The 22938-nt window shown below is 41.3% G+C and carries 23 protein-coding genes and 1 riboswitch; of the genes, 14 read left to right on the forward strand and 9 right to left on the reverse strand.

The genetic code is table 11. From position 1 onward, the window contains the following. Window positions 1–553 precede the first annotated feature (553 nt). Complete coding sequence (locus tag DXA54_RS23180) at window positions 554–1660, forward strand: AAA family ATPase (RefSeq protein WP_004306902.1); 1107 nt, start codon at window positions 554–556, stop codon at window positions 1658–1660. A gap of 263 nt (window positions 1661–1923) precedes the next feature. Here the strand turns inward: DXA54_RS23180 and DXA54_RS23185 are convergent, their stop codons facing one another. Continuing rightward, window positions 1924–2148, reverse strand: a complete 225-nt coding sequence (locus DXA54_RS23185) for a winged helix-turn-helix domain-containing protein (protein WP_004296847.1) — start codon at window positions 2146–2148, stop codon at window positions 1924–1926. Window positions 2149–2459: 311 nt separating this feature from the next. Between DXA54_RS23185 and DXA54_RS23190 the strand changes: the two genes are divergently transcribed. Next, a complete protein-coding gene (locus DXA54_RS23190; protein WP_120080808.1) occupies window positions 2460–3317 on the forward strand; it encodes a GyrI-like domain-containing protein in 858 nt (285 codons plus the stop codon). Window positions 3318–3381: 64 nt separating this feature from the next. On the opposite strand, the gene DXA54_RS23195 is transcribed toward DXA54_RS23190, so the two are convergent. The 3 genes from DXA54_RS23195 to DXA54_RS23205 all read right to left on the reverse strand — a co-directional run bounded on the left by DXA54_RS23195 (window position 3382) and on the right by DXA54_RS23205 (window position 5672). Then, window positions 3382–3753: a VOC family protein gene (locus tag DXA54_RS23195; RefSeq protein ID WP_004296844.1), complete on the reverse strand. Its 372-nt coding sequence runs from the start codon at window positions 3751–3753 to the stop codon at window positions 3382–3384. A gap of 94 nt (window positions 3754–3847) precedes the next feature. Beyond that, window positions 3848–4651, reverse strand: a complete 804-nt coding sequence (locus tag DXA54_RS23200; RefSeq protein WP_008650408.1) for a helix-turn-helix domain-containing protein — start codon at window positions 4649–4651, stop codon at window positions 3848–3850. A 151-nt stretch (window positions 4652–4802) separates the two neighbouring features. After that, window positions 4803–5672, reverse strand: coding sequence for a DUF6845 domain-containing protein (locus DXA54_RS23205; protein ID WP_008650407.1), 870 nt, complete (start codon window positions 5670–5672; stop codon window positions 4803–4805). Between the two features lie 122 nt (window positions 5673–5794). Between DXA54_RS23205 and DXA54_RS23210 the strand changes: the two genes are divergently transcribed. The 7 genes from DXA54_RS23210 to pncB all read left to right on the forward strand — a co-directional run bounded on the left by DXA54_RS23210 (window position 5795) and on the right by pncB (window position 11916). Then, a complete protein-coding gene (locus DXA54_RS23210) occupies window positions 5795–6121 on the forward strand; it encodes a cupin domain-containing protein (RefSeq protein WP_008650406.1) in 327 nt (108 codons plus the stop codon). A 311-nt stretch (window positions 6122–6432) separates the two neighbouring features. Continuing rightward, window positions 6433–7371: a DUF1848 domain-containing protein gene (locus DXA54_RS23215; RefSeq protein WP_004306900.1), complete on the forward strand. Its 939-nt coding sequence runs from the start codon at window positions 6433–6435 to the stop codon at window positions 7369–7371. Between the two features lie 372 nt (window positions 7372–7743). Further along, window positions 7744–8523: an SDR family NAD(P)-dependent oxidoreductase gene (locus DXA54_RS23220; RefSeq protein WP_004296838.1), complete on the forward strand. Its 780-nt coding sequence runs from the start codon at window positions 7744–7746 to the stop codon at window positions 8521–8523. Window positions 8524–8660: 137 nt separating this feature from the next. Further along, window positions 8661–9266, forward strand: coding sequence for a TetR/AcrR family transcriptional regulator (locus DXA54_RS23225; RefSeq protein WP_008776365.1), 606 nt, complete (start codon window positions 8661–8663; stop codon window positions 9264–9266). A 4-nt stretch (window positions 9267–9270) separates the two neighbouring features. Next, the gene (locus DXA54_RS23230) at window positions 9271–9996 is read left to right on the forward strand and encodes a hypothetical protein (protein WP_008650404.1); all 726 of its coding nucleotides are present in this window, start codon (window positions 9271–9273) and stop codon (window positions 9994–9996) included. Between the two features lie 44 nt (window positions 9997–10040). Beyond that, complete coding sequence (locus DXA54_RS23235; RefSeq protein WP_008650403.1) at window positions 10041–10571, forward strand: hypothetical protein; 531 nt, start codon at window positions 10041–10043, stop codon at window positions 10569–10571. 169 nt (window positions 10572–10740) lie between these two features. Beyond that, window positions 10741–11916 carry a nicotinate phosphoribosyltransferase gene (gene pncB / locus DXA54_RS23240; protein ID WP_008650402.1) on the forward strand — a complete coding sequence of 392 codons (1176 nt, stop codon included), beginning with the start codon at window positions 10741–10743 and terminating at the stop codon, window positions 11914–11916. 137 nt (window positions 11917–12053) lie between these two features. On the opposite strand, the gene DXA54_RS23245 is transcribed toward pncB, so the two are convergent. Further along, a complete protein-coding gene (locus DXA54_RS23245; RefSeq protein ID WP_004296832.1) occupies window positions 12054–12377 on the reverse strand; it encodes a thioredoxin family protein in 324 nt (107 codons plus the stop codon). Window positions 12378–12547: 170 nt separating this feature from the next. Continuing rightward, window positions 12548–12752: riboswitch (cobalamin riboswitch) on the forward strand. Window positions 12753–12883: 131 nt separating this feature from the next. Between DXA54_RS23245 and accC the strand changes: the two genes are divergently transcribed. Genes accC through DXA54_RS23260 form a run of 3 tightly spaced genes read left to right on the forward strand, consistent with a single transcriptional unit; the run spans window position 12884 to window position 16486 of the window. Next, window positions 12884–14398 (forward strand): acetyl-CoA carboxylase biotin carboxylase subunit, encoded by a 1515-nt coding sequence (gene accC, locus DXA54_RS23250; protein WP_022199080.1) that lies wholly within the window; start codon window positions 12884–12886, stop codon window positions 14396–14398. A gap of 22 nt (window positions 14399–14420) precedes the next feature. Beyond that, window positions 14421–14930, forward strand: a complete 510-nt coding sequence (locus DXA54_RS23255; protein WP_004306894.1) for an acetyl-CoA carboxylase biotin carboxyl carrier protein subunit — start codon at window positions 14421–14423, stop codon at window positions 14928–14930. Between the two features lie 20 nt (window positions 14931–14950). Continuing rightward, the gene (locus DXA54_RS23260) at window positions 14951–16486 is read left to right on the forward strand and encodes an acyl-CoA carboxylase subunit beta (RefSeq protein ID WP_004308982.1); all 1536 of its coding nucleotides are present in this window, start codon (window positions 14951–14953) and stop codon (window positions 16484–16486) included. 609 nt (window positions 16487–17095) lie between these two features. On the opposite strand, the gene DXA54_RS23265 is transcribed toward DXA54_RS23260, so the two are convergent. Further along, window positions 17096–18136 (reverse strand): N-acetylmuramoyl-L-alanine amidase, encoded by a 1041-nt coding sequence (locus tag DXA54_RS23265; protein ID WP_008776359.1) that lies wholly within the window; start codon window positions 18134–18136, stop codon window positions 17096–17098. Between the two features lie 129 nt (window positions 18137–18265). On the opposite strand from DXA54_RS23265, the gene DXA54_RS23270 reads away from it, so the two are divergent. Continuing rightward, entirely contained in the window at window positions 18266–19546 is a 1281-nt protein-coding gene (locus DXA54_RS23270) for an O-acetylhomoserine aminocarboxypropyltransferase/cysteine synthase family protein (protein WP_008650398.1), read from the forward strand. Between the two features lie 170 nt (window positions 19547–19716). After that, window positions 19717–20484, forward strand: a complete 768-nt coding sequence (locus DXA54_RS23275) for an MBL fold metallo-hydrolase (protein WP_085939314.1) — start codon at window positions 19717–19719, stop codon at window positions 20482–20484. Between the two features lie 15 nt (window positions 20485–20499). Here DXA54_RS23275 and DXA54_RS23280 read toward each other — a convergent pair whose 3' ends face one another. From DXA54_RS23280 to imm9, 3 genes are all read right to left on the reverse strand, one after another. Then, the gene (locus DXA54_RS23280; RefSeq protein WP_008650396.1) at window positions 20500–21390 is read right to left on the reverse strand and encodes a hypothetical protein; all 891 of its coding nucleotides are present in this window, start codon (window positions 21388–21390) and stop codon (window positions 20500–20502) included. A 91-nt stretch (window positions 21391–21481) separates the two neighbouring features. Beyond that, complete coding sequence (locus DXA54_RS23285) at window positions 21482–22108, reverse strand: HU family DNA-binding protein (protein WP_004306889.1); 627 nt, start codon at window positions 22106–22108, stop codon at window positions 21482–21484. Window positions 22109–22392: 284 nt separating this feature from the next. Then, the gene (imm9, locus tag DXA54_RS23295; protein WP_004296812.1) at window positions 22393–22899 is read right to left on the reverse strand and encodes an Imm9 family immunity protein; all 507 of its coding nucleotides are present in this window, start codon (window positions 22897–22899) and stop codon (window positions 22393–22395) included. Between the last annotated feature and the right edge of the window lie 39 nt (window positions 22900–22938).

Genomic DNA, 22938 nt, shown 5'->3' on the forward strand with positions numbered 1-22938 from the left:
AAATAACAAAGGAGAATATAGTAAAAAATATAATGCGTCTGCCCTGTGCACTGGAGTGAACGGTTCTATCTACTCTAGTGAACAGACCTTTCCACTCTAGTGGAACGATTCAGATACCGGTAGGAAAACATGAGAATATCTACTCCATACACTTTCATAAACGCTTTATAATATATTATTAATCAATACATAACTGAATATGTAGCATTGAATCTATTACAATTAATTAGCCTCTTTGCCCTACGAAAGATTATGAGAAATGCCTTGAAAAGCTATGAGAAATACTTTGTTTTGTGGACAAAATGCTGGTAACACTATGAGAAATACCCTTTTGTGTTTTATTTCTCATAGTATTATATAACTGATTTGAAGATTGTTATCACATATATTATGAGAACATGAGAAATGAAAATGAAAAATCATTTGCAGGAGCTTTGATATAAATACAGGAAACTATCCACACCTATGTTTTTCGAGAAAATGATAAATCGGTTCAGTTCATATCATAGATTTATTTCGTACCTTTGCCATTCTATTTATATAAAAAGAAAAAATGAGTAAAGAATACACACTCGCAGATTTCACAGATATTTTTGATTACTCCACAGGATGGTTCAGCGACAGTAGCATTTGTAGTCTATTCTATCAGATATTCAAACGATTCCCTTCCATGAAAATGGTAAAATATAAAGTAAACCAGGATTTTCTGAAAGAAATCAAGGAACTTTATCAGCAAGATGACGCGTTCGATATATTCGAGCATGTGTACTGCAATCATTTTGAAAATGAAAAAGAAGAAGAGGAGGAAGAAGAAGATAATACATCTACAAAAGAGTTATACGACTGTATCGTTATCTGCAAAAAGAATTTGATGATCGGCTATTTTGATAATTGCGTAAAGATTGTCTATTCCAATATCGACAAGGAGGAAATCAATCAGATCAATCAGATTTGCGAAAACCACAAGAAGGAAAATGAGAAACTTAACAATCTATTTATAGTAACATACTCTCATAACTACTTCAGCCTGAAACAATCGCAAGTTAATGAACCTGCTATTCAGATTGATCGTCACTATAACGATGATTTTGTTCCCGTAGCTGCCGAGATCGAAAACTTTCTGCTGGAGGACAACAAAAGCGGATTAATCATTTTGCATGGAAAACAGGGTACAGGAAAAACGACTTATATCCGCCACCTTATCAATCTTGGAAAAAAGAGAATGATCTATATGAGTGGAGACCTGGTAGATAAACTTTCGGATCCGAGCTTTATCACTTTCATCCGCCAACAAAAGAATTCTATCTTCATCGTAGAGGATTGCGAAGAACTATTGTCAAGCCGCAACGGAGGCAACCGTATGAATGCCGGCTTAGTCAACATACTGAATATTAGCGACGGGCTATTGAGCGATGAATTGTGTATCAAATTTATCTGCACCTTTAATGCTCCATTAAAAGATATCGACGAAGCATTGCTTAGAAAAGGACGTCTGGCTGCCCGATACGAGTTTAAAGACCTGACTACTGATAAGGTTAATCAACTAATCAAGGAAGAAAGCCTGGATATTCCCGAACAGACACACCCCATGACACTGGCTGAAATCTATAATTACGAAGGAATGGATTTCTCCCAGGGAAGAAAACGGGTAGGATTCTAAAGATATTCTCCGGAATAGAATTGCCAGAGAAAAAACAGGCAATTATTATTGTGGAATACAAGTATATAAATTTTATCTACATCCGGACACGATTCGACATTTTTATACGTTTATTATACGTTAAAAGAGTTGCCCTATTATTGAGCAACTCTTTTAAATATAAAACTTCTTAAGTTCAAACTTAACTTGTGATACCTTATACGGACATATTCTTACTTATAAGTTAACGGAACTTCAAAGATATTCACTCACAAAACCTGCTATTATCCAAAGCTGAAGGGAAAAGCGCTTTCATCAGATAAAGCAATTAATCCATTTTTCCGTTGGATACAAATTTTGTTCTCTCGTGCCAACCAACCGGCGGCCAATGCTGTACTTTCTACGCTTAGGTTTAATCTTCTCGCCAATTCAGGTATTGAAATTTCACCAATTTCTTTCAGGGCATACCAGACCTTTCCGGCATTGTTCCCTACAATTGTTTTATCCATGGCTATTTTTATTAATAATTCGGTTACAATATAATCATTTTAATAATAGTTTATAACAAAACCGGCCTTTTTATTTTAGTTTTTGACATTATTTAAAACAAGAAAATCAATTTCGCAATTAACGGTTAAAAATTTGGTCATGGTTCACACCATAACACCACTGTAAGGTACATTATATATCAAAATAAATTCTCAAAACAGGTATAGGGCAACCATAGAAAGAAAATAGAAAGTTGACATTTCCGCAATATCGGACAAGTCATTTCGCTTTTTTACCAATACCTTTGCGAAGTGAAATACCAAAATTAGTTATGCAACAGAAAAAAACAACGAAAGAGGAATATCAAAAGTGCGTAAATGTTGTAGTGGAATACATCATCCAACATTTAGGAGAAGATATTGATTTAAAATCTCTGGCCAGAATTTCAAACTTTTCTCCTTTTTACTTTCACCGGATCATGAAAGCTTTTCTCGGTGAACCGATTGGTACGTTTATTGTCCGGACGCGGACAGAAGCTGCCGCACGCCTACTCCGCTACTCGGATATTCCGATTGCTGACATCGCCTACCGGATTGGTTACGCATCCCCTTCTTCATTATCGAAAGTGTTCAAGCAATTTTATGGCATTTCACCTTTAGAATATAGAAACAATAAAAACTTTGTAATTATGAAACCAGCGATTATCAGGCCAGACCTGGAACTAAAAAAAGAGATCAGAAATGTCTCCGAACGGAATGTGATTTATATCCGCCTTACAGGCGACTACAAACTGAATGATTACGGTGGCACTTGGGGCCGTTTATTCCAATTCATCAAAGAACAAAAACTGCCGATGGGAGATTTCAGCCCGCTTTGCATCTACCACGATGATCCGAAAGTGACGCCAACCGAGAAACTGCGTACAGACGTATGCATGGTAATGCCTGTAAAGGTTGCCCCCAAAAGTGATGTGGGATTCAAGGTTATCCCAGCCGGACGTTATGCTATTTTCCTTTATAAAGGCCCGTATGACAATCTGCAAGCTGTGTACGATACGATTTACGGAAAGTATCTGCCCGAAATGGAATGTACGATACGTGATGAAGCCAGTGCTGAACGCTATCTGAACAATCCATGTGACACTCCCCCCGAAGAGTTGTTGACGGAGATCTATATTCCGGTAGAATAATCCGGATAAGGGGACGAAGGAACAGCAGTCACTTCCAGACAGGCTGTTCCCTCTTCCCTACCTGTTATTTTTCAGCATAGACGCCAATCCTGTTTCCTTCACTATCCGTGAATACGGCAAACCATCCTTTATCGTCTGCCTCAATCTTTGTTTTGGGAATGACAACTTTCCCTCCTTTCAGAAGCACTTTTTCCAGCGTTTGTTCAATATCCTCACAGTTGAAATGGATAAGTACGCCATGCGTTGAAGGAAGAAAGTCGAAATTTGAAGCATAAGAAATAGCACCGACGGTTTCACCTTCTTCCGTGAAACAAGCCATTTTCTCTGTTTCACATTCAAAAGTCGGAAGTTGCACACCCAACACAGTTTCGTAAAAATCGACAGCCCGACGGAAATCGGTAGCAGGAATCTCAAAAAATGCAATTAATTTTTTCATCTCGTTTCTTTTTTATGGTTACTACTAAGCCTTTGCAAAGACATTGCAAAAGTAGGGTAACACGAGGAAGCCCGATAGAAAAAAAGAGACATCTTTAGAGTTCAGAGAAATAATCGGAATAAGGGGCGCATACAGAAAGATACTCCGCAGGGGTATAACCGGAAAAGAGTTTGAATTCCTTTATCATGTGAGACTGATCGGAAAAGCCACATTCATAAGCCACTTGTACAAAAGGAATCGTAGCATCCTGTTGCAGCATGGATAACGCCCGTTGCATACGGATAATACGAATAAATTCCTTGGGAGTAGTGCCGACATAATCGGCGAAGATACGCCCAAACTGCTTACTGCTCAAACAGGCTGTTTCCGACAAATGAGAAATATTGATTTGCGGCCGGAGGTTTATTTCATGAAAGACAGCAGACATCCGCTTGAGATTATACTCGGGAAGAGTGTATAAACGACGAAGAAAAAACTGCTCTATCAACCGAATACAAACTGCATTATCAGAAGTATCCGTGACCTGTTTCACTAAATCCGACAGTTCTACATCTTCCATCGCATCGGTATCTACAGTCTGCCCACGGAACAAATGACTGGGTATATGAAACAATGCTTTTACCGCATAAGGTTGAAAAACAACAGTAATCATCTCTATCCTGCCTGTAGACATCACATCCGAGAAACCGACCGATTGTCCGGAAATAAAGGATTGGGGTTGCAGCTCCGACTCGCCCAACAAAAGAAGTTGTTTCCCTTTATGGAATACCAGTTGCATGCAGCCAATAGGCAGAATCCGTTCGGAGACAGGAGCTATTGAGTCGTCTTGCAATATCCAGTAATGCCGTATATAGGGAGCCAGTGCAAAACAGGGTTTTATCAGTTGAAATGATTGCATATAACAAAGATATTATTTCTTAATCCAAATGCAAAAGTAAAACTCCTGTTTAAAAGGGGATAGTAAAAAAAGGACTTCTTTACTTAATTAAAAAAGCATCCCCTGCTTGAAGAAACATGATTGCAACTCATTCAAACAGAGGAAGAATTCTTTAGATAACGGAAAGTCCATATTCGTAGGCTTCCGACATCGCATTGTAATCTGCATCGGAATATGCGCCTTTATCTCTTGCTTTCTGCATATCTTTCATAAACGATTCCACAGAAGACAGGAAGCTATAATAATTCTTTTGCTCTTCATCATAGCCTGTGACAGCAGGAAGTTTCTTTGCAGCTTCGAGTTCTTTCTTCAATTCTGCCATCTTCACATCAATGCGAGCACCCTCCAGTACATGTTTGCGGGAATAAAGATTCATTATGCTTTGCACAGTGCCGGACATCTTACGCATAGCCATGATTTGATCTTTCAACGGTTCGTCGGCAAGAAGTTCTTTTTCAGCCTGTTCCGTGAGAGGGCTTAGAATATCAAAAATCACTTGTTTATATTCGGACATTTCTACACTTAGCCGATAGTTTTCATCCAAGAGCTTGCCAGCCTTGGCTGTCTCTTTGGCCTGCTTGTAAGAGAGAAACTTATTAAAATTATCATAGAATTGCGCCCGTGCACTGAAAAGTCCTCTATAACTCTGCTTCAGATTCTGACGGACTTGTATATTAAAGTAATCTCCCGGATCCATCAATTCCGCAGTGTCTCTGGCAGATACTTCAGGCGGTGCTATCGGAGATACTTCAGGAACTTTTCCTGTCTGTTCCATATATCCCAAGACCGCATTTACGTCTTTTGCATTAGCTACATGCCTCAACACGATGAGCGATGTATGATAATAGTTTATCACTTTACTGACATTATCCAATTCCTCTGGAGTGACGGAGGACGCAGCCTGTTTCTTGTTTCCTCCCGAACAGGAAACCAATAAGAAAGCACCTATCAGTGCTCCAAACAATAAGATATTCTTCTTCATAATAATGGTTAGTTTATTGAGTCTTTCGTACTATAACAATAAAAATCGTTTTTTGTTATAGACAAACAATGCATATTCGAAAAGTGTTCTCTATATGATATTAACTTAAAAATAAAACAAATATGGAACAATCATTTCAAAAAGGAGTTGTGCTCCATTTGGCTTCTCTCATTGAATATACTGAAGGAGGCGTTATCAGCAAACAGTTAATCAAAAGTCCGGCAGGAAATATCACTTTATTTTCTTTTGATAAAGGAGAAGGGTTAAGCGAACATCGTGCCCCGTTTGATGCGCTCGTGCAGGTATTGGAAGGGGTAGTGAATATTACTGTAAACGGAACTCTGTTCACCGTAAAAGCAGGAGAAAGTATCGTATTTCCGGCGAATGCGCCGCATGCCCTTACAGCAGTGGAGAGATCTAAGATGCTGTTGACTATGATTAAGGAATAAACAATCATAGTGTATAAAAACAAAAAATGGCTACTCATCACGAGCAACCAATCTTTTGTTAACCTTAAATCTAATACTTATGAAAAAAACACTGTACAAAGGTACCATATTTCAGGTAAATAGCAAATTTTAGAGCCTAAACAGCCCATATTATAACAGGGTTTAATACTCTGGGAAGCGCATTAACATTTCAGACTTCACACGTTAACATTTAACATATTCATTCACACAAGCTACTTCTTGGGTAAGTAAGAATACAAAAAAGAGGGAATCATTGAAACAACATCGTCTTTTTTTTGTAACTTTGAACTATGATAATCAGTGCCAGCCGCCGGACAGATATTCCGGCATTCTATTCCCAGTGGTTTTTCAACCGGATTAAAGAAGGATATGTATTAGTGCCCAATCCATATCATCCGAAAATGATTAGCAAGATCTCTCTATCTCCTGCTGTAGTAGATTGCTTTGTTTTCTGGACCAAGAACCCGGCACCTATGCTCAACCAACTGGAGAAATTGCAGGATTACAACTATTACTTCCAATTTACACTTAACCCCTACGGAGAAAAGCTGGAAAATCATTTGCCCTCCATCGATAAACGAATGGATACCTTTAAAAAGCTGGCTGATAAAATCGGCAGGGAAAGGGTGATCTGGAGATATGATCCGATACTGACGAACGAGGAATACAATGTTTCTTTCCACCAGGAAGCATTTGCCCGGATTGCCGACGAACTCAAAGACCACACTGCCAAATGTATGCTGGGATTCATAGATCATTACCAGCATATCCGGAACTCTGTACGGTTATTCAACATCCATCCGCTGACTCAAGAGGAAATAGAAGAAATGGCTGTCTCCTTTAAAAAAACAATCGACGTTTATCCCGACATACAGCTGGATACTTGTACTGTAAAAGTGGATTTAAGACATTTAGGTATTCCGAGCGGCCTGTGTATTGATAAGGATCTGATAGAAAAGATCATCGGTTATCCTATCCTCGCCCAAAAGGATAAAAACCAGCGTAACATCTGCAACTGCATTGAAAGCATTGATATCGGAACTTATGAAAGTTGCCTGAACGGATGTATTTATTGTTATGCCATCAAAGGCAATTATAACACGGCAGTATATAATAGGAGGAAACATGATAAAAACTCACCGCTACTCATCGGCCATTTATCCGAAGATGATATCGTAAAGGAACGGGAGATGAAAAGCCTGCGGGATAACCAATATTCGTTGTTTTAATCTCTTCGGTCTGCAGTTGACTTACAGGCATAAAAAAAGGCTATCTATCCCAGACAGCCAATCTTTTGTTAACCTTAAATCTAATACTATGAAAAACACAGTACAAAGATACGGACTTTTCGGTTATCTCCAAATTTTGAGGCCAAAGCAGCGTATCTTATAACATGGTTTAATAGAATCAGAGCTGTATTAACAAATGAGTGGCCATGCATTAACATTTAACAGTTTTCTTAAATAATCAGAGCGTAAAACTGGAATAGATGCAAAAGTTTTCGAATCGAACACCTTATCTTATTAAAGAGAGTTTATGAGGGCTAACAAATTCCTCTGCCAGCTGTTTCTAATAGAAGGTAACCATCAAATTCCCATTATATGAACAGATTCGAAAATAAAGTAGTTGTCATCACCGGTGCCGCCGGTGGTATCGGCGAAGCAACCACACGCCGCATTGTCTCCGAAGGAGGCAAAGTAGTCATCGCTGACCATTCCGAGAAAAGAGCGGAGCAGCTTGCCAACGAACTCACGCACGCAGGGGCTGACGTGCGTCATGTCTATTTCTCCGCCACCGAACTCCAGAGTTGCAAAGAGTTGATTGATTTTTCCATGAATGAATATCAAAGAATAGACGTACTGATTAATAATGTAGGAGGAACTGATCCCAAACGTGACCTTAGCATCGAAAAGCTGGACATCAACTACTTTGACGAAGCATTCCATCTGAATCTCTGCTGCACGATGTATCTTTCCCAACAGGTCATTCCTATCATGACTGCCAATGGTGGCGGGAACATTGTCAACGTAGCTTCCATAAGCGGACTTACGGCTGATGCCAACGGTACTTTATACGGCGCCAGCAAAGCGGGTGTCATCAACCTGACGAAATATATCGCTACTCAAATGGGAAAGAAAAACATCCGTTGCAACGCCGTAGCTCCGGGACTGGTACTTACTCCCGCTGCATTGGACAACCTGAATGAGGATGTACGTAATATCTTCCTCGGTCAATGTGCCACTCCTTATCTGGGAGAACCGGAGGATGTTGCAGCTACCATCGCTTTTCTGGCTTCGAACGATGCCAGATACATCACCGGACAAACGATTGTGGTGGATGGCGGACTGACCGTTCATAATCCGACAGTGGCGTTATCATAAAACGACCGGATAACGTATTATCGGTAAAGATGATAGGTTATTAACCGGCAACCATTACAAAAAATAATCTCTTTTTCCTTGATGTTACCGATAGGAAACATATCTTTGTGACCAGTCAGTAACAAAAGTATCAAAGTATGGAAAAAGAGATTACTAAAAACAGACAGGCTACGGAAATGACCCTGATTACAGCCGTCAACGACATCATTGAAGAAAGCGGTTTCGAGGGGTTGGGGATCAATGCGGTAGCAGCCAAGGCCAAAGTTTCAAAAATGCTTATCTACCGTTATTTCAATTCGCTGGATGGACTGATAGCAGCCTACATTCAGCAGAACGACTATTGGATTAATTTCGATGAAGAGTTACCGGATCAGGCTCATTTAGCCGCATTTATCAAGCAGATATTCAAAAGACAAATCATGCGGTTACGGGAGAATTATACATTGAAACGCCTGTATCGCTGGGAACTGACAACGGACAATAAGTTTGTGAAAGAGTTGCGCAACAAACGGGAAGAGAAAGGAATCTGGCTGGTAGAGGCAGTCAGCAAACTATCAAAACATCCGAAAAAAGAGATTGCTGCTATGGCTTCCATCATCACCGCAGCCATCAGTTATCTGGCATTGCTCGAAGAAAACTGCCCGGTCTACAACGGCCTCAAGATTCAGCAGGAAAGCGGCTGGGAGGAATTGGAAGAAGGCATCAATCTATTAGTAGACCTCTGGTTACAAAAACAACTCTAATCAAATGAATAAAATGACAATAATGGGAATATGGTTTCTTTCTCTATTGATAAATAGTGGATGCAACCGGGATTTAGTAGAATACGACAGTAACGATCTTAAAATATCTATTGAAAAAGGGGAAGAGTGGTTGCATAATTTTCCTTTGTTTCTAGGCATCAACATCAAAAATCCGCCCCAGATTGCAATCTGGACTGAAGACATGGAAGGGAATTATCTGTCCACCGTGTATGTGACACACAAAATAGCCACTCAATCCTGGCAAGCCTCCGGCGGTAACCGCCGAAAGGAAGCGCTGCCGCATTGGTGTTATCAACGGGGAATCCAATATGAAGACGGGTTATATCTCCCTAGCAAAAAGGAACCGTTGACGGACGGTATCAGCGGAGCTACTCCGAAAGGTAGTTTTAATGTGAAGATGTCGCCAACCGGGAAGTTGAAGAAGTTTATAGTCAAAATTGAAATCAATCATTCTACAGATTTCAATGATGCATATCCGAAATCGGCCAAAGAAGGAGACGCCAATTACTCCGGTGGAAAAGAAGGGAGCGGACAGCCTGCCCTTGTCTACGCAGCAGAAGTGGATTTGACTTCCGGCAAGAAAGAATTTACAGCCAAACTGATCGGACACAGTAGCCCGGATGGAAGTAATGGAGATCTTACCAAAGATACTTCTTCACTCACAACTGCATTGCATATCGTTAAAAGTATAACCGTGTATGTGCAATAGCAGTAGCTAACCATAATATTATCAAACTCTATCCTTGCATCATTATGAGGAAATTTATATTCATCTTTGCGCTGCTATCTTTCATCACTGTATGTGCCGACGGACAAACAGACAGCAGACGTCTCTCTTACACTACATATATCGGGACAGGTTTTTCTATGAATCAGCCTTCTTACACGCCTTTCAACTGGCAAATCGTCAGTCACTACCACATCAGTCAACGGTTTGCCATCGGTGCAGGCAGCGGACTTTCTGTTTATGAAAAACTACTCATTCCGCTTTATGCCAGTGCGCAATTTTATATAACGAAGCCCAGGAGACTGACTCCTTATCTGGAATGTCATATCGGTGGGTCTTTTGCCACAGACAGAGAAGCAAACGGAGGCTTTTACCTCTCTCCTTCCATCGGTGCACAATTTAAGGTCAACCGGAAATTTAAACTGAATTTGATGGCAGGTTATGAACTCCAGAAACTGGAACGGACAAAGAAACAGGAAGATCCGTATTTCCATACGACGTTTAAGGAAGAATTGTCACACCATTCCATTACGTTGAAAATCGGCTTGACTTATTGAGGTAACTATAATAAGAGATAAGGAATTTGCCATTGCAAACAGAATATATATTCAGATCCTGGCTTTATTCCCCTCGAATAAAAAAAGGCATAATTATTAATGATTAAGTCGTTATATTATTCAACAAATACTAACTTTACGACGTTATAAAATATAAAGAGCGAACGAAATGATTGTTAAGACATTACTAGATACCGATCTTTATAAGTTTACCACATCGTATGCTTATATCAAACTGTTTCCCTATGCAATGGGCACGTTTAGTTTCAACGACCGGAATGAAACTCAATATACCGAAGATTTCCTGAAGGCACTCAAGGCAGAGATCAAGAATCTTAGTCAGTTGAGGTTCACGGAAGAGGAATTGGAATACATGACGAAAAACTGCAGATTCCTTCCGAGAGTCTACTGGGAGTGGTTGTCTTCTTTTCGTTTCGATCCGAATAAGATTGATATTCATCTGGATGAAGCTTGTCATCTCCACATCGAAGTGACTGACTTGCTTTATAAAGTGACTTTATACGAAGTGCCTTTGCTCGCTATTGTCTCCGAAATCAAAAACCGTTTCTTTGGCAATGTAGCAGACATGAACGAGATTCTTTGCAAGCTGTCGGAGAAAATAGAATTGTCGAATCAACATCAGCTTCGCTTTTCAGAGTTCGGCACACGGAGAAGATTCTCCATTGATGTGCAGGAAACGGTTATCAAGAAGCTGAACGAAACAGCGCAATATTGCACCGGAACTTCCAACTGTAACTTTGCAATGAAATATGGAATGAAAATGATGGGAACTCATCCACATGAATGGTTTATGTTTCATGGAGCACAGTTCGGATATAAACATGCCAACTATATGGCACTCGAAAACTGGGTGAATGTTTATGATGGTGATTTAGGTATCGCACTTTCCGATACATATACTTCCGGCATCTTCCTTAGCAACCTTAGCCGTAAACAAGCCAAACTTTTCGATGGAGTGCGGTGTGATTCCGGCAATGAATTTGAGTTTATCGATAAGCTGGTTGCCCGCTACAAAGAGTTGGGAATCGACGCGACAACCAAAACCATCGTATTCAGCAATGCCCTAGACTTTACAAAAGCATTGGATATTCAAGAATACTGCAAAAACAAAATCCGCTGCTCTTTCGGGATCGGTACCAATCTCACCAACGATACCGGGTTCGAACCTTCGAACATCGTGATGAAACTGACACAATGTAAGATGAATGTCAATCAGGAATGGAGGGAATGTATCAAACTGTCTGATGATGAAGGAAAACATACCGGCAGCCTTGAAGAGGTACAGGCTTGCCTGTATGAGTTACGACTCAACAGAAAGCAATAAAAATAAAGAAAAGCAGGAAGTACCTCACCGGAGAATACTTTCTGCTTTTCTTTATGCATATTAGAAGTATGCCAGACAAAGACATACCAGCATAGAATCAGCTACGCATATCATTGTAACAAACTATGCAATAATCGTCAGGATTTGAATCCTTTCACTGCTCTTTCCAATCTTTCCAAAGGTAATTCGCCGGATTGTCTCCAGAGCTGTTGTCCTTTTCTAAAAAGAATAAAGGTAGGAGTCGACTCAACTGTATAGAAATCTGTAAGGGCAGGTTCCTGATCGATGTCTACCAATACCACTTCCAATGTTCCTTCCATCAGTTTCTTAAATTCTTCAACAACCGGTTTCATACGTTGGCAATGAGGACACCACGTTGCATAAAACTCTGCCATTACCCAATCACCGTTAGCCAGTTTCTCCTGATTTCTTTCTTCACGAGCTATTTTCTTTTCTTTCATACGAATATCTCCTTTTAATTAATTACTATCAACCTAACAATATCAGGAGAAATATAGTTTAGAAAAGTAGCAAGGTTATACACTAATTAAAGAATCCTTATTTAAAGACAAGCATTGCACAAAAATGAAACTTTCGTGCAAAAAAGGAACATCTTATTTAATATTTATTTATCTTTGCCCCCCGAAATGGTTCAGAATCCGTATCCAACGGACGACGATTAATAGGGAATCGGGTGTAAGTCCCGAACAGTCCCGCTGCTGTGAAGCTCTGTTCAATGTCTTATAATTGAACTAATTTAACGCCACTGATGTTAATCGGGAAGGCAAATAAGACAAGAGTCAGTCAGAAGACCTGCCATTTTGTGTAAGACGCTCCCCTCCTCGTGGGTTAGGAGAAAGAGCATCACTTGTTAAGCCCCAAATCAAAAAAATACTGTTTTTCGTCGGGTGGAGTATGTCCATTAGATGGGAAGACATTAATAAGTATGTACTTAATTGAAAAAAGTATGATAAAAAAAATCTTAGTAGCCAATCGCGGTGAAATTGCCGTAAGGGTGATGCGCTCCTGCCGGGAGATGGAGATAACGAGTATCGCTATCTTCTCCGAAGCAGATCGGACCGCGAAGCATGTGCTTTATGCAGACGAAGCTTATTGCGTAGGGCCGGCAGCATCCAAAGAGAGTTATCTGAATATAGAAAAAATCATCGAAGTGGCGAAAGCAGCTCATGCGGACGCCATCCATCCGGGTTACGGCTTCTTGTCCGAAAATGCTACCTTCGCCCGTCGATGCCAGGAAGAAGGAATCATCTTTATCGGACCTAATCCGGAAACAATGGAAGCCATGGGGGATAAAATTGCTGCCCGTATCAAAATGATCGAGGCGGGAGTACCCGTTGTTCCCGGCACACAAGACAATTTGAAAAGTGTGGAAGAAGCCATAGAACTTTGCAATAAGATCGGATACCCGGTGATGCTGAAAGCTTCTATGGGCGGTGGTGGAAAGGGTATGCGCCTCATCCACAGTGCCGAAGAAGTGGAAGAAGCTTATACTACTGCCAAGAGCGAATCGTTGTCTTCCTTTGGCGACGACACGGTTTATCTGGAGAAGTTCGTTGAAGAGCCTCATCATATCGAGTTCCAGATTCTTGGTGACAAGCATGGAAACGTCATTCATCTATGTGAACGCGAATGTTCCGTGCAACGCCGTAACCAGAAAATCGTAGAAGAGACTCCTTCGGTTTTCGTCACTCCCGAACTACGGAAAGACATGGGTGAAAAAGCGGTAGCCGCGGCTAAAGCAGTAAACTACATTGGTGCGGGTACTATCGAATTTCTTGTTGACAAACACCGCAACTATTATTTCCTTGAGATGAACACCCGTTTACAGGTGGAGCATCCGATTACGGAAGAAGTGATTGGGGTAGATTTGGTGAAAGAGCAGATTAAAGTTGCCGACGGACAGGTGCTTCAACTGAAACAAGAAAATATCCAGCAACGCGGACACGCTATTGAGTGTCGTATTTGTGCCGAAGATACAGAAATGAATTTCATGCCGAGCCCGGGTATCATCAAACAGATTACAGAGCCGAACAGTATCGGTGTACGTATCGACAGTTATGTGTACGAGGGATATGAAATTCCAATCTACTACGACCCGATGATCGGTAAACTGATTGTATGGGCTACCAACCGCGAATACGCTATCGAGCGGATGCGCCGCGTACTCCACGAATATAAGTTGACCGGTGTGAAAAACAACATCAGCTATCTGCGTGCCATCATGGACACTCCCGATTTCGTGGAAGGTCACTATGATACAGGATTCATCACCAAGAACGGCGAATATCTGCAACAACGTATCATGCGCACTAGCGAACATTCCGAAAATATTGCTTTGATTGCCGCCTATATGGACTACTTGATGAACCTCGAAGAGAACAACAGCGGTATGGCTACCGACAACCGTCCTATCAGCAAATGGAAAGAGTTCGGACTGCACAAGGGAGTGTTGAGAATCTAATTTTAACAAAGAGAATTCAATTATGGAAATTCATATAGGAAACCGTGTGGCCGAAGTAGAGTTGGTCAGCAAGGAAGATAACAAGGTGGTGCTTACCATTGATGGAAAACCGTTTGAAGCAGATGTAGTGATGGCGGAAAACGGCACTTGCAACATCTTGATGGACGGACGCAGTTCGAATGCACAGCTGATTCGCCGTGATAACGGGAAAAGCTATAAAGTGAATACGCATTATAGCAGTTTCAATGTAGAAATTGTGGACAGCCAGGCAAAATATCTACGGATGCGCAAGAAAGGGGAAGAGGAACAGAACGACTGCATCATTTCTCCGATGCCGGGCAAGGTAGTGAAAATACCTGTTGTAGTCGGTCAGGAAATGAAAGCGGGAGATACTGCCATCGTTATCGAAGCAATGAAAATGCAGAGCAACTACAAAGTGACTTCGGATTGCCGCATTAAAGAAATTCTGGTTCAAGAAGGTGATAGCATAACCGGCGAACAGACATTAATAACATTAGAACCGATTGCATAATAATAAGAACGGATTGCATTATGGAAGAAATAAATAAAGCATACGCCACGTTCGAGGAACGTGACCGCATCGCTTCTCTTGGTGGAGGCGTTGATAAAATAGAGAAGCAACATGAAAGCGGTAAAATGACTGCTCGCGAACGTATCGAGATGTTACTCGATAAGGGTACTTTCGTTGAACTGGATAAGTTGATGGTTCACCGTTGTACGAACTACGGTATGGATAAGAACAAAATTCCGGGAGATGGTATCGTATCCGGTTACGGAAAGGTGGACGGTCGCCAGGTGTTTGTTTACGCTTATGACTTTACGGTATATGGCGGCTCACTGTCAGCTTCCAATGCTAAAAAGATTGTGAAAGTACAACAACTTGCATTGAAGAACGGTGCCCCGATTATCGCTTTGAATGATTCGGGCGGTGCACGTATCCAGGAAGGGATCGAGAGCCTTTCCGGTTATGCTGATATTTTCTATCAGAATACAATGGCCAGCGGTGTGATTCCACAGATTTCGGCAATCCTGGGTCCTTGCGCCGGAGGTGCCTGCTACTCTCCTGCCCTGACCGATTTCATCTTTATGGTGAAAGAAAAAAGTCACATGTTTGTGACTGGTCCGGATGTAGTAAAAGCTGTGATTCATGAGGAAGTAAGTAAAGAAGAGCTGGGTGGCGCAATGACACATAGTAGCAAGAGCGGTGTGACTCACTTTATGTGCAATACCGAAGAAGAATTGCTGATGAGCATCCGTGAACTGCTTTCTTTCTTACCGCAGAATAATATGGATGAAGCTAAGAAAAAACCTTGCACTGACGAAACAAACCGCGAAGATACTTCTCTGGATACAATCGTTCCGGTAGACCCGAACGTACCGTATGACATGAAAGACATTATCGAACGTGTTATAGACAACGGCTATTTCTTCGAAGTGATGCCGAACTTTGCTAAGAATATTATCATTGGCTTTGCCCGTATGGCAGGTCGTTCGGTAGGTATCGTAGCGAATCAGCCAGCTTATCTTGCCGGTGTTCTCGATATTGATGCCAGCGACAAAGCAAGCCGTTTTATCCGTTTCTGCGATTGCTTCAATATTCCATTGATTACATTCGAAGATGTTCCGGGATTCCTTCCGGGATATACACAGGAAAACAATGGTATCATCCGTCACGGTGCAAAAATAGTTTATGCATTTGCAGAAGCCACTGTTCCCAAACTGACAGTGATTACCCGCAAAGCTTACGGTGGTGCTTATATCGTAATGAACTCCAAGCAGACCGGAGCTGACGTGAACTTCGCTTACCCAAGTGCAGAAATTGCTGTGATGGGTGCGGACGGCGCCATCAATATCCTGTTCCGCAAAGCTGACGAAGCAACAAAGGCCAAGGAACTGGAAGCCTACAAAGAAAAGTTTGCCACTCCGTATCAGGCTGCCGAGCTGGGATATATTGACGAAATCATTTATCCGAGACAGACTCGCAAACGTCTGATTCAGGCACTGGAAATGACGGAAAACAAGATGCAGACAAACCCGCCCAAGAAGCATGGTAATATGCCTTTATAACAACTAGATAAGGTGCGCAAAAGCACCACTCATAAAACGAGCTTGCAGAGATTCTATGATATACTTTAGGAGATTTGTAAGCTCGTTTCTTATTTGTAAGCCTGCCGTTTCTTTATATGTGACAAAAAAAACGGCACCTCGATTCACATCGCAGCACCGTCACAACACAAACACAAAATAAAACACGACAAAACTACTATGCAATCTTCCTGTCATGCCGGGGAGGCATACCTTGCTTGACTTATCTATATTCGCATACACACAAGAAGCTTTATCAGGCGATTTGCACAATAAATAACATAGATTTCCGGATTTTGTTCACAGGATTGATAAGATTTTATTCAATAATATGATAAGAAAATGAAATAACACGCCCTTTAAGGAATTCAAGAGAAACGAAAAAACGGTACCCCGATTCACATCGCAGCACCGTCACAACACAAACACAAAATAAAACACGACAAAACTACTATGCAATCTTCCTGTTATGCCGGGGAGGCATATTCACTAGCCTATATATATTCGCATACCTACAAGTAGCCATCAGGCGATTTGCATATATAAAACATTCAGATTTTTATTTTGTTCACGAAAGGAGAAGTAAAAATGTTATTTCTTCTCCTTATAGTCTTTCAGGAAGCCTTCCATCAGCCATTTGGCGAGTGCCTGACGATTGGAATTCATCACCAACCGACGCTGATCGAACGTATTCTGGATATTACCCAACTCCACAAAGACGGAAGCGGGAGTGGTATGGGAAAGTACGTATAAGTTACGCCCGCTTACTGTGCCGGAAAAGCCCCGGTTGGGTTGATGCTTATCATATTTTGACTCAAACGTATCTTTCATATTATTTGCCAATCGTTTGCTTTCTCCCTTTTTATTCGAATAATAGAAAAAGACATCTGTTTGTTTTCCCTTACTACGGCTATCAATATGAATAAAAATCGCCCTGCAATAAGAGTAGTTCTTACGGTCTTTCCGGTAAAGAGCGTTTATTTTATCACAGCGTTGCTGTAAGCGTTGCACCTGATTCAAAGGAATTGGATCACCCATACAAGTCTCCCGTTTACTGTTTGACAGGTACGAATCATCACGGATACCATCTTTAGCATCTTGAATGATAATACGGACTTCGGCCCCTTCCTGCATCAGGTTACGTGCCAGACGGAGAGCAATATCATAAGCGTATTCATCTTCGTGCAGTTCGTATTTACCAACTTTCCCGATAGCACCCGGATCAGGACCTCCATGTCCGCTGACCACATAGAAGCAAGCACCGGCAAGACGGTTGGAAGTGACTTTCACATCAGCCAGTTGTTTTCCAAACAGAGGCTGATTGAGGGTAGTTCCTATTTTTGTTGATTTAGCTTTCGGAGATTGTTGCTTTGTCCCGGTATTTCCGGAAGGTGATTTCTTGATGGGAGGAATAACATACGTCACGCCCACTTTAAGCACATTGTTCTTTCCCAGTTTCTGTTTATTCAGCTCAATAAAGTCGTCGTAATACTTCTTCGGAGAGCGGTTGTGCCTTAATAGAAAAGAAGAGATACCTTCACCCGCCTTCGGGGTTGCCTTCTGCTGTGCCCAAAGAGTTGTGCCCGAAAAAAGAAAAGCTAAGAATAAAAGAATATAGAGTTTATTTTTCATAACTACATTAACTATCTCCTTCGCAAGAGTATCATTTCACTCATAAACAGGGCAAAAATACAATTATTTTCCCTACTTTTGCAGCATTAAAACATTTTTTGAAATAAAACATTAAAACCCGATAACATTATGGCAAAACAATTCAAACCGGAAACCCTGTGTGTACAGGCAGGATGGACGCCTAAAAAAGGCGAACCACGCGTATTGCCCATCTATCAAAGTACAACTTTCAAATACGATACCAGCGAGCAGATGGCCCGCCTGTTCGACCTGGAAGACAGTGGTTACTTTTATACCCGCCTGCAAAATCCAACGAATGACGCTGTTGCCGCCAAAATCGCTACCCTTGAAGGTGGTGTAGCCGCTATGCTGACTTCCAGCGGCCAGGCTGCCAACTTCTATGCCATTTTTAATATCTGTCAGGCAGGAGATCACTTTGTTTGCTCTTCCGCTATTTACGGAGGTACGTTCAATCTGTTTGGCGTGACCATGAAGAAGCTAGGCATCGATGTGACTTTCGTTAATCCGGATGCCAGCGAAGAAGAAATTTCTGCAGCTTTCAAACCGAATACAAAAGCTTTATTCGGTGAAACGATTTCCAACCCTTCTCTTGAAGTACTGGATATTGAGAAATTTGCACGCATTGCACACAGTCACGGGGTTCCCTTGATTGTTGACAACACTTTCCCGACCCCGATCAACTGCCGCCCATTTGAATGGGGAGCTGACATCGTGGTTCATTCTACTACCAAATACATGGACGGACACGCTACAAGCGTAGGTGGCTGTATCGTAGACAGCGGTAATTTTGACTGGGATGCTCATGCTGAAAAATTCCCGGGACTTTGTACTCCGGACGAGTCATACCACGGACTGACTTATACCAAAGCATTCGGCAAAGGTGCTTATATCACCAAAGCAACTGCCCAACTGATGCGTGACCTCGGCAGCATCCAAAGCCCGCAAAATTCTTTCTTATTGAATCTGGGACTTGAAACGTTGCACCTGCGTATGCCTCAACACTGCCGCAACGCGCAGAAAGTAGCCGAATATCTTTCTAAAAATGAGAAAGTTGCCTGGGTAAACTATTGCGGACTGCCGGACAATAAATATTATAGCCTTGCACAGAAATATATGCCGAATGGTTCCTGCGGAGTCATCTCCTTCGGACTGAAAGGCGGACGTGACGTATCTATCAAGTTTATGGATTCACTGGAATTCATTGCGATCGTTACTCACGTGGCGGATGCACGTAGTTGCGTGCTCCATCCGGCGAGCCATACTCACCGCCAGTTGACGGATGAGCAACTGATGGAAGCAGGTGTACGCCCGGACTTGATCCGTCTATCGGTAGGTATCGAAAATGCGGATGATATTATTGCTGATATCGAACAGGCATTGAACGCATAAGAATACCGTAAAGGTATAAAATAATAAGAGAAGGCACGGGAATGAAATATTTCCCGTGACTTCTTATTTTCCACAAAAAGAAAGTTAATTTCGCAAAGAATCATTTCAAATATGAACCGATAAATCTTCTCGGATGTTTATCTTTGCAGGGAACCAAATTCTGTACAGATATGAAAAAGAATCTATTATTAGCATTCGTATTATGCTTTTCTTACGGATTTTCTTATTCCCATTCATTTAACAACCCAACTAACCTGACTACAAAGATGCAAAACTTTGAAATGGATTCATTTACCACCCAAAATGGGAAAAGCCTGAAGATCACTTTCTTCAGACATGCGAGCTTATTGCTGGAATATGCAGGACAAAAAATATTCGTTGATCCAGTATCCGATTACGCCGACTATACACAACAGCCGAAGGCGGATTTCATCCTGATTACGCATGAACATGGAGACCATTTCGATACCAAAGCAATAGCAGCTATCGAAACAAGCGGGACTAGAATTATTGCTAATCCTAATTGCCGGAAAATGCTGAACAGAGGACAGGAAATGAAGAACGGTGATGTGCTTCAACTGGCAGATGATATGAAACTGGAAGCCGTACCGGCCTATAATACGACTCCCGGCAGAGATAAGTTCCATCCCAAAGGACGTGACAACGGCTATATTCTTACTCTGGGAGGGACCCGCATCTATATCGCCGGAGATACAGAAGATATTCCAGAACTAAACCAAGTGAAAGATATTGATATCGCTTTCCTGCCAGTCAACCAACCCTACACCATGACACCGGAACAAGCGATACGTGCAACTCAAATTATCAAGCCGCACATTTTGTATCCTTATCATTACGGAGATACGGATATCAATAAAGTAAAAGAAGGATTGAAAAATGAGAAAACAACCGAAGTACGTATACGGGCTTTACAATAAAGCCCGTACAAATGATTACAAATCCTCCGCAGATAAACTGAAGATCATTGTATCCACCCAATATACAACCGTTCTATCTGCAGGTAAAACATCTTCGAGATAAGGTGAATCAGATACATCTTCCAACCATGCCGTAGTAATCGGACCTCTTTCTCTTGTAAGACTTTGAGTTCCTAAATACGGGCTAAAATTAAAGAAGGTGTGTTGTTTCTCTACATCATTTTCACCTTTATATGTAAAGACAAAAGCTTTTTTCTGTTTTCCAGCCAGTGAAGCCCATTCTATCCGATATGTCCCTTCAACAAGCACCTGTTCATCCTTTGTTTTATAGGTGAATTTCCCTCCTTCTCCTTCTTCAGATAAACGATACACATCATCCGGTCGTAACACACAGATATCTCCCTTATTAATAAAAGAATAAAAAGCCATTGCCGCATTCACCTTCTTCTGCAAGTCCTCTTCTGCGTCCAATAACAACATATCTTCACTAGGTCTGGACACTTGGAATTCAGGCTGGTCGAGACATGTAAATGTCAGTACACCATAAGAAACCGTAACAGGCAGCGTGACATAATTACCATCCTTATCACTAACAGTAACCGTTACTTTCCCTTTTTTACCGTGTGAGCTAAGCCATAACCTATTATCGTTGACTGTCGCCGTCACAATCGTTTCATCGGAGCTTTGCGCCGAGTAGCCACCTTTTCCATTAGCTATCCCGATATTCTCCGCTTCCCATCCATTAAGATACAGGACTGTAGAAGAAATCGTGTTCGTACAGGTTCCCGTTTCGTCGATTAATTCGGAACCGCTAAATAAAATAATCTCTGCATCATCTTGACAGGCTGATATACAAAAAGTCATGAGAGAGAGGAGAAAGAAGCCTAATAAAGTTTTTGTTTTCATATTTTCAGTGGTATGGTTAAATCGCGATTTATGTCATTGTTTTACAAAGATATAAAGTATTTGTATAGTATCATCATACAAATATGATGAATTATGTTTTCTTTATATACACCCGATGTGTTCCTCTACCATCAATCCCGATACCGGAACCGGGTGTATACGCCCATTGACGCAATTCATTGGTAGCCGTTGTGCGCAGCAGACCTGTCAGTCTCCGGTATTCGTAGACCGTCAGAAAAGAATGTTCCTCCAGATATCTAACAGCCAATGCTAGTCGTTGCTCCGGTGTATACTTCTGTGAAGAGCGTTGCGACTTCCACGGAGCTCTTTCCAGCAGACATCTTCCGTTGATACGCCTCACCATCTTCCTGTCTACACGAAAGTTCACGCTCCCCACCACAATGCTTCGTGCGTTACGATGGGTTTCACCCTCTCCGGTCTTTTCGCGTTCTTTATCTTTGCATAACGCCAACGAAGGAGAGAATGTTCCGATACCATCCAGCTTCACAGACTTGCCTTCTGCCATCTGATGTGCCATTTCAATACCGATCTGTGTAATTACGCCTTCCACATCTCCGACATTAAAACCACTGCTGGATGCTATCTGACGTATTAAATCCTCGGTAGATACCTGATCTATCATTGCAAACCGAGGATAAAGTACCTGTTCGCCCGTTCCATGAATATCGGGCATTTCTTCCATTACGTACATTGCCATAATACTAAAGTTTATTTGAAATATGGATTATTAATAGAAAACTTACTCGCTATAGGTAGAAAACTTGTTCTCCCCTACAGGAAAAGTTGTTTTTCCTATAGGACAAACTAAAACCGCAAGTTCTGGTTTTATAACTGAAACTTCTGATTACATAATCAAAAGTTCCGGTTTTATAATCAGAACTTGCGGTTATAGTTTTCTTACCAACAAAGATACGTTTTCCTGCCGGGATAAGCAAGTTTAATCCCTATGAAAAAGAAGTTTGATTACAATTCAGTTACTTATTACCGCTTCTTTACTTTATATCCTTTCAGGGTAAAACCAACTTCAAACAGGTTCAAAAGGGCTATCCGGATGTTATCTTCTATATAGGTCTCCATATTATCATATTTTGCAAAGTTGACGGGAAGGAGTCTGTTATTCCTCCTAAAGCTTTCATCCGGTATTTTACCCGTAAAACGTCCTTTCTTCTTCACTCCCCAACGAATGGTTTTACTACAAGGAAGAGGTATACCTATCGTCAGCACTTTTTCTTTAGTTACCGTATCGGTGATTCCATGTTTCCAGATACTGATATGGTTGGCTCCCAAATAAGTGCCGATATAAAGGACAACGGTCAGCGTCCAATCGTCCAAAGCCTCATCGGTTTGAATACCATTCACCAAATCAGAGAAATAGCCTTCAACCATTTCTCTGTCAAAACAGTTTAGTTCAGGCCATTCACATTTCTCAAACAGTTGATGCACATTGACAGGAACCAGTAAGGTGGTTATTTCTAACTGATATTTCATTCATTTCGTTTTTATATCATTGCATCTAAAATCGTCTCA

Origin of the sequence: Bacteroides sp. OF03-11BH, assembly GCF_003604005.1 — a bacterium.
GTDB lineage: Bacteria > Bacteroidota > Bacteroidia > Bacteroidales > Bacteroidaceae > Bacteroides > Bacteroides ovatus.

Excerpts from the sequence above, each read along its gene's own strand:
- DXA54_RS23180 (WP_004306902.1), top strand. The coding sequence starts at position 554 with ATGAGTAAAGAATACACACTCGCAGATTTCACAGATATTTTTGATTAC.
- DXA54_RS23185 (WP_004296847.1), bottom strand. The coding sequence starts at position 2,148 with ATGGATAAAACAATTGTAGGGAACAATGCCGGAAAGGTCTGGTATGCC.
- DXA54_RS23190 (WP_120080808.1), top strand. The coding sequence starts at position 2,460 with ATGCAACAGAAAAAAACAACGAAAGAGGAATATCAAAAGTGCGTAAAT.
- DXA54_RS23195 (WP_004296844.1), bottom strand. The coding sequence starts at position 3,753 with ATGAAAAAATTAATTGCATTTTTTGAGATTCCTGCTACCGATTTCCGT.
- DXA54_RS23200 (WP_008650408.1), bottom strand. The coding sequence starts at position 4,651 with ATGCAATCATTTCAACTGATAAAACCCTGTTTTGCACTGGCTCCCTAT.
- DXA54_RS23205 (WP_008650407.1), bottom strand. The coding sequence starts at position 5,672 with ATGAAGAAGAATATCTTATTGTTTGGAGCACTGATAGGTGCTTTCTTA.
- DXA54_RS23210 (WP_008650406.1), top strand. The coding sequence starts at position 5,795 with ATGGAACAATCATTTCAAAAAGGAGTTGTGCTCCATTTGGCTTCTCTC.
- DXA54_RS23215 (WP_004306900.1), top strand. The coding sequence starts at position 6,433 with ATGATAATCAGTGCCAGCCGCCGGACAGATATTCCGGCATTCTATTCC.
- DXA54_RS23220 (WP_004296838.1), top strand. The coding sequence starts at position 7,744 with ATGAACAGATTCGAAAATAAAGTAGTTGTCATCACCGGTGCCGCCGGT.
- DXA54_RS23225 (WP_008776365.1), top strand. The coding sequence starts at position 8,661 with ATGGAAAAAGAGATTACTAAAAACAGACAGGCTACGGAAATGACCCTG.
- DXA54_RS23230 (WP_008650404.1), top strand. The coding sequence starts at position 9,271 with ATGAATAAAATGACAATAATGGGAATATGGTTTCTTTCTCTATTGATA.
- DXA54_RS23235 (WP_008650403.1), top strand. The coding sequence starts at position 10,041 with ATGAGGAAATTTATATTCATCTTTGCGCTGCTATCTTTCATCACTGTA.
- pncB (WP_008650402.1), top strand. The coding sequence starts at position 10,741 with ATGATTGTTAAGACATTACTAGATACCGATCTTTATAAGTTTACCACA.
- DXA54_RS23245 (WP_004296832.1), bottom strand. The coding sequence starts at position 12,377 with ATGAAAGAAAAGAAAATAGCTCGTGAAGAAAGAAATCAGGAGAAACTG.
- accC (WP_022199080.1), top strand. The coding sequence starts at position 12,884 with ATGATAAAAAAAATCTTAGTAGCCAATCGCGGTGAAATTGCCGTAAGG.
- DXA54_RS23255 (WP_004306894.1), top strand. The coding sequence starts at position 14,421 with ATGGAAATTCATATAGGAAACCGTGTGGCCGAAGTAGAGTTGGTCAGC.
- DXA54_RS23260 (WP_004308982.1), top strand. The coding sequence starts at position 14,951 with ATGGAAGAAATAAATAAAGCATACGCCACGTTCGAGGAACGTGACCGC.
- DXA54_RS23265 (WP_008776359.1), bottom strand. The coding sequence starts at position 18,136 with ATGAAAAATAAACTCTATATTCTTTTATTCTTAGCTTTTCTTTTTTCG.
- DXA54_RS23270 (WP_008650398.1), top strand. The coding sequence starts at position 18,266 with ATGGCAAAACAATTCAAACCGGAAACCCTGTGTGTACAGGCAGGATGG.
- DXA54_RS23275 (WP_085939314.1), top strand. The coding sequence starts at position 19,717 with ATGAAAAAGAATCTATTATTAGCATTCGTATTATGCTTTTCTTACGGA.
- DXA54_RS23280 (WP_008650396.1), bottom strand. The coding sequence starts at position 21,390 with ATGAAAACAAAAACTTTATTAGGCTTCTTTCTCCTCTCTCTCATGACT.
- DXA54_RS23285 (WP_004306889.1), bottom strand. The coding sequence starts at position 22,108 with ATGGCAATGTACGTAATGGAAGAAATGCCCGATATTCATGGAACGGGC.
- imm9 (WP_004296812.1), bottom strand. The coding sequence starts at position 22,899 with ATGAAATATCAGTTAGAAATAACCACCTTACTGGTTCCTGTCAATGTG.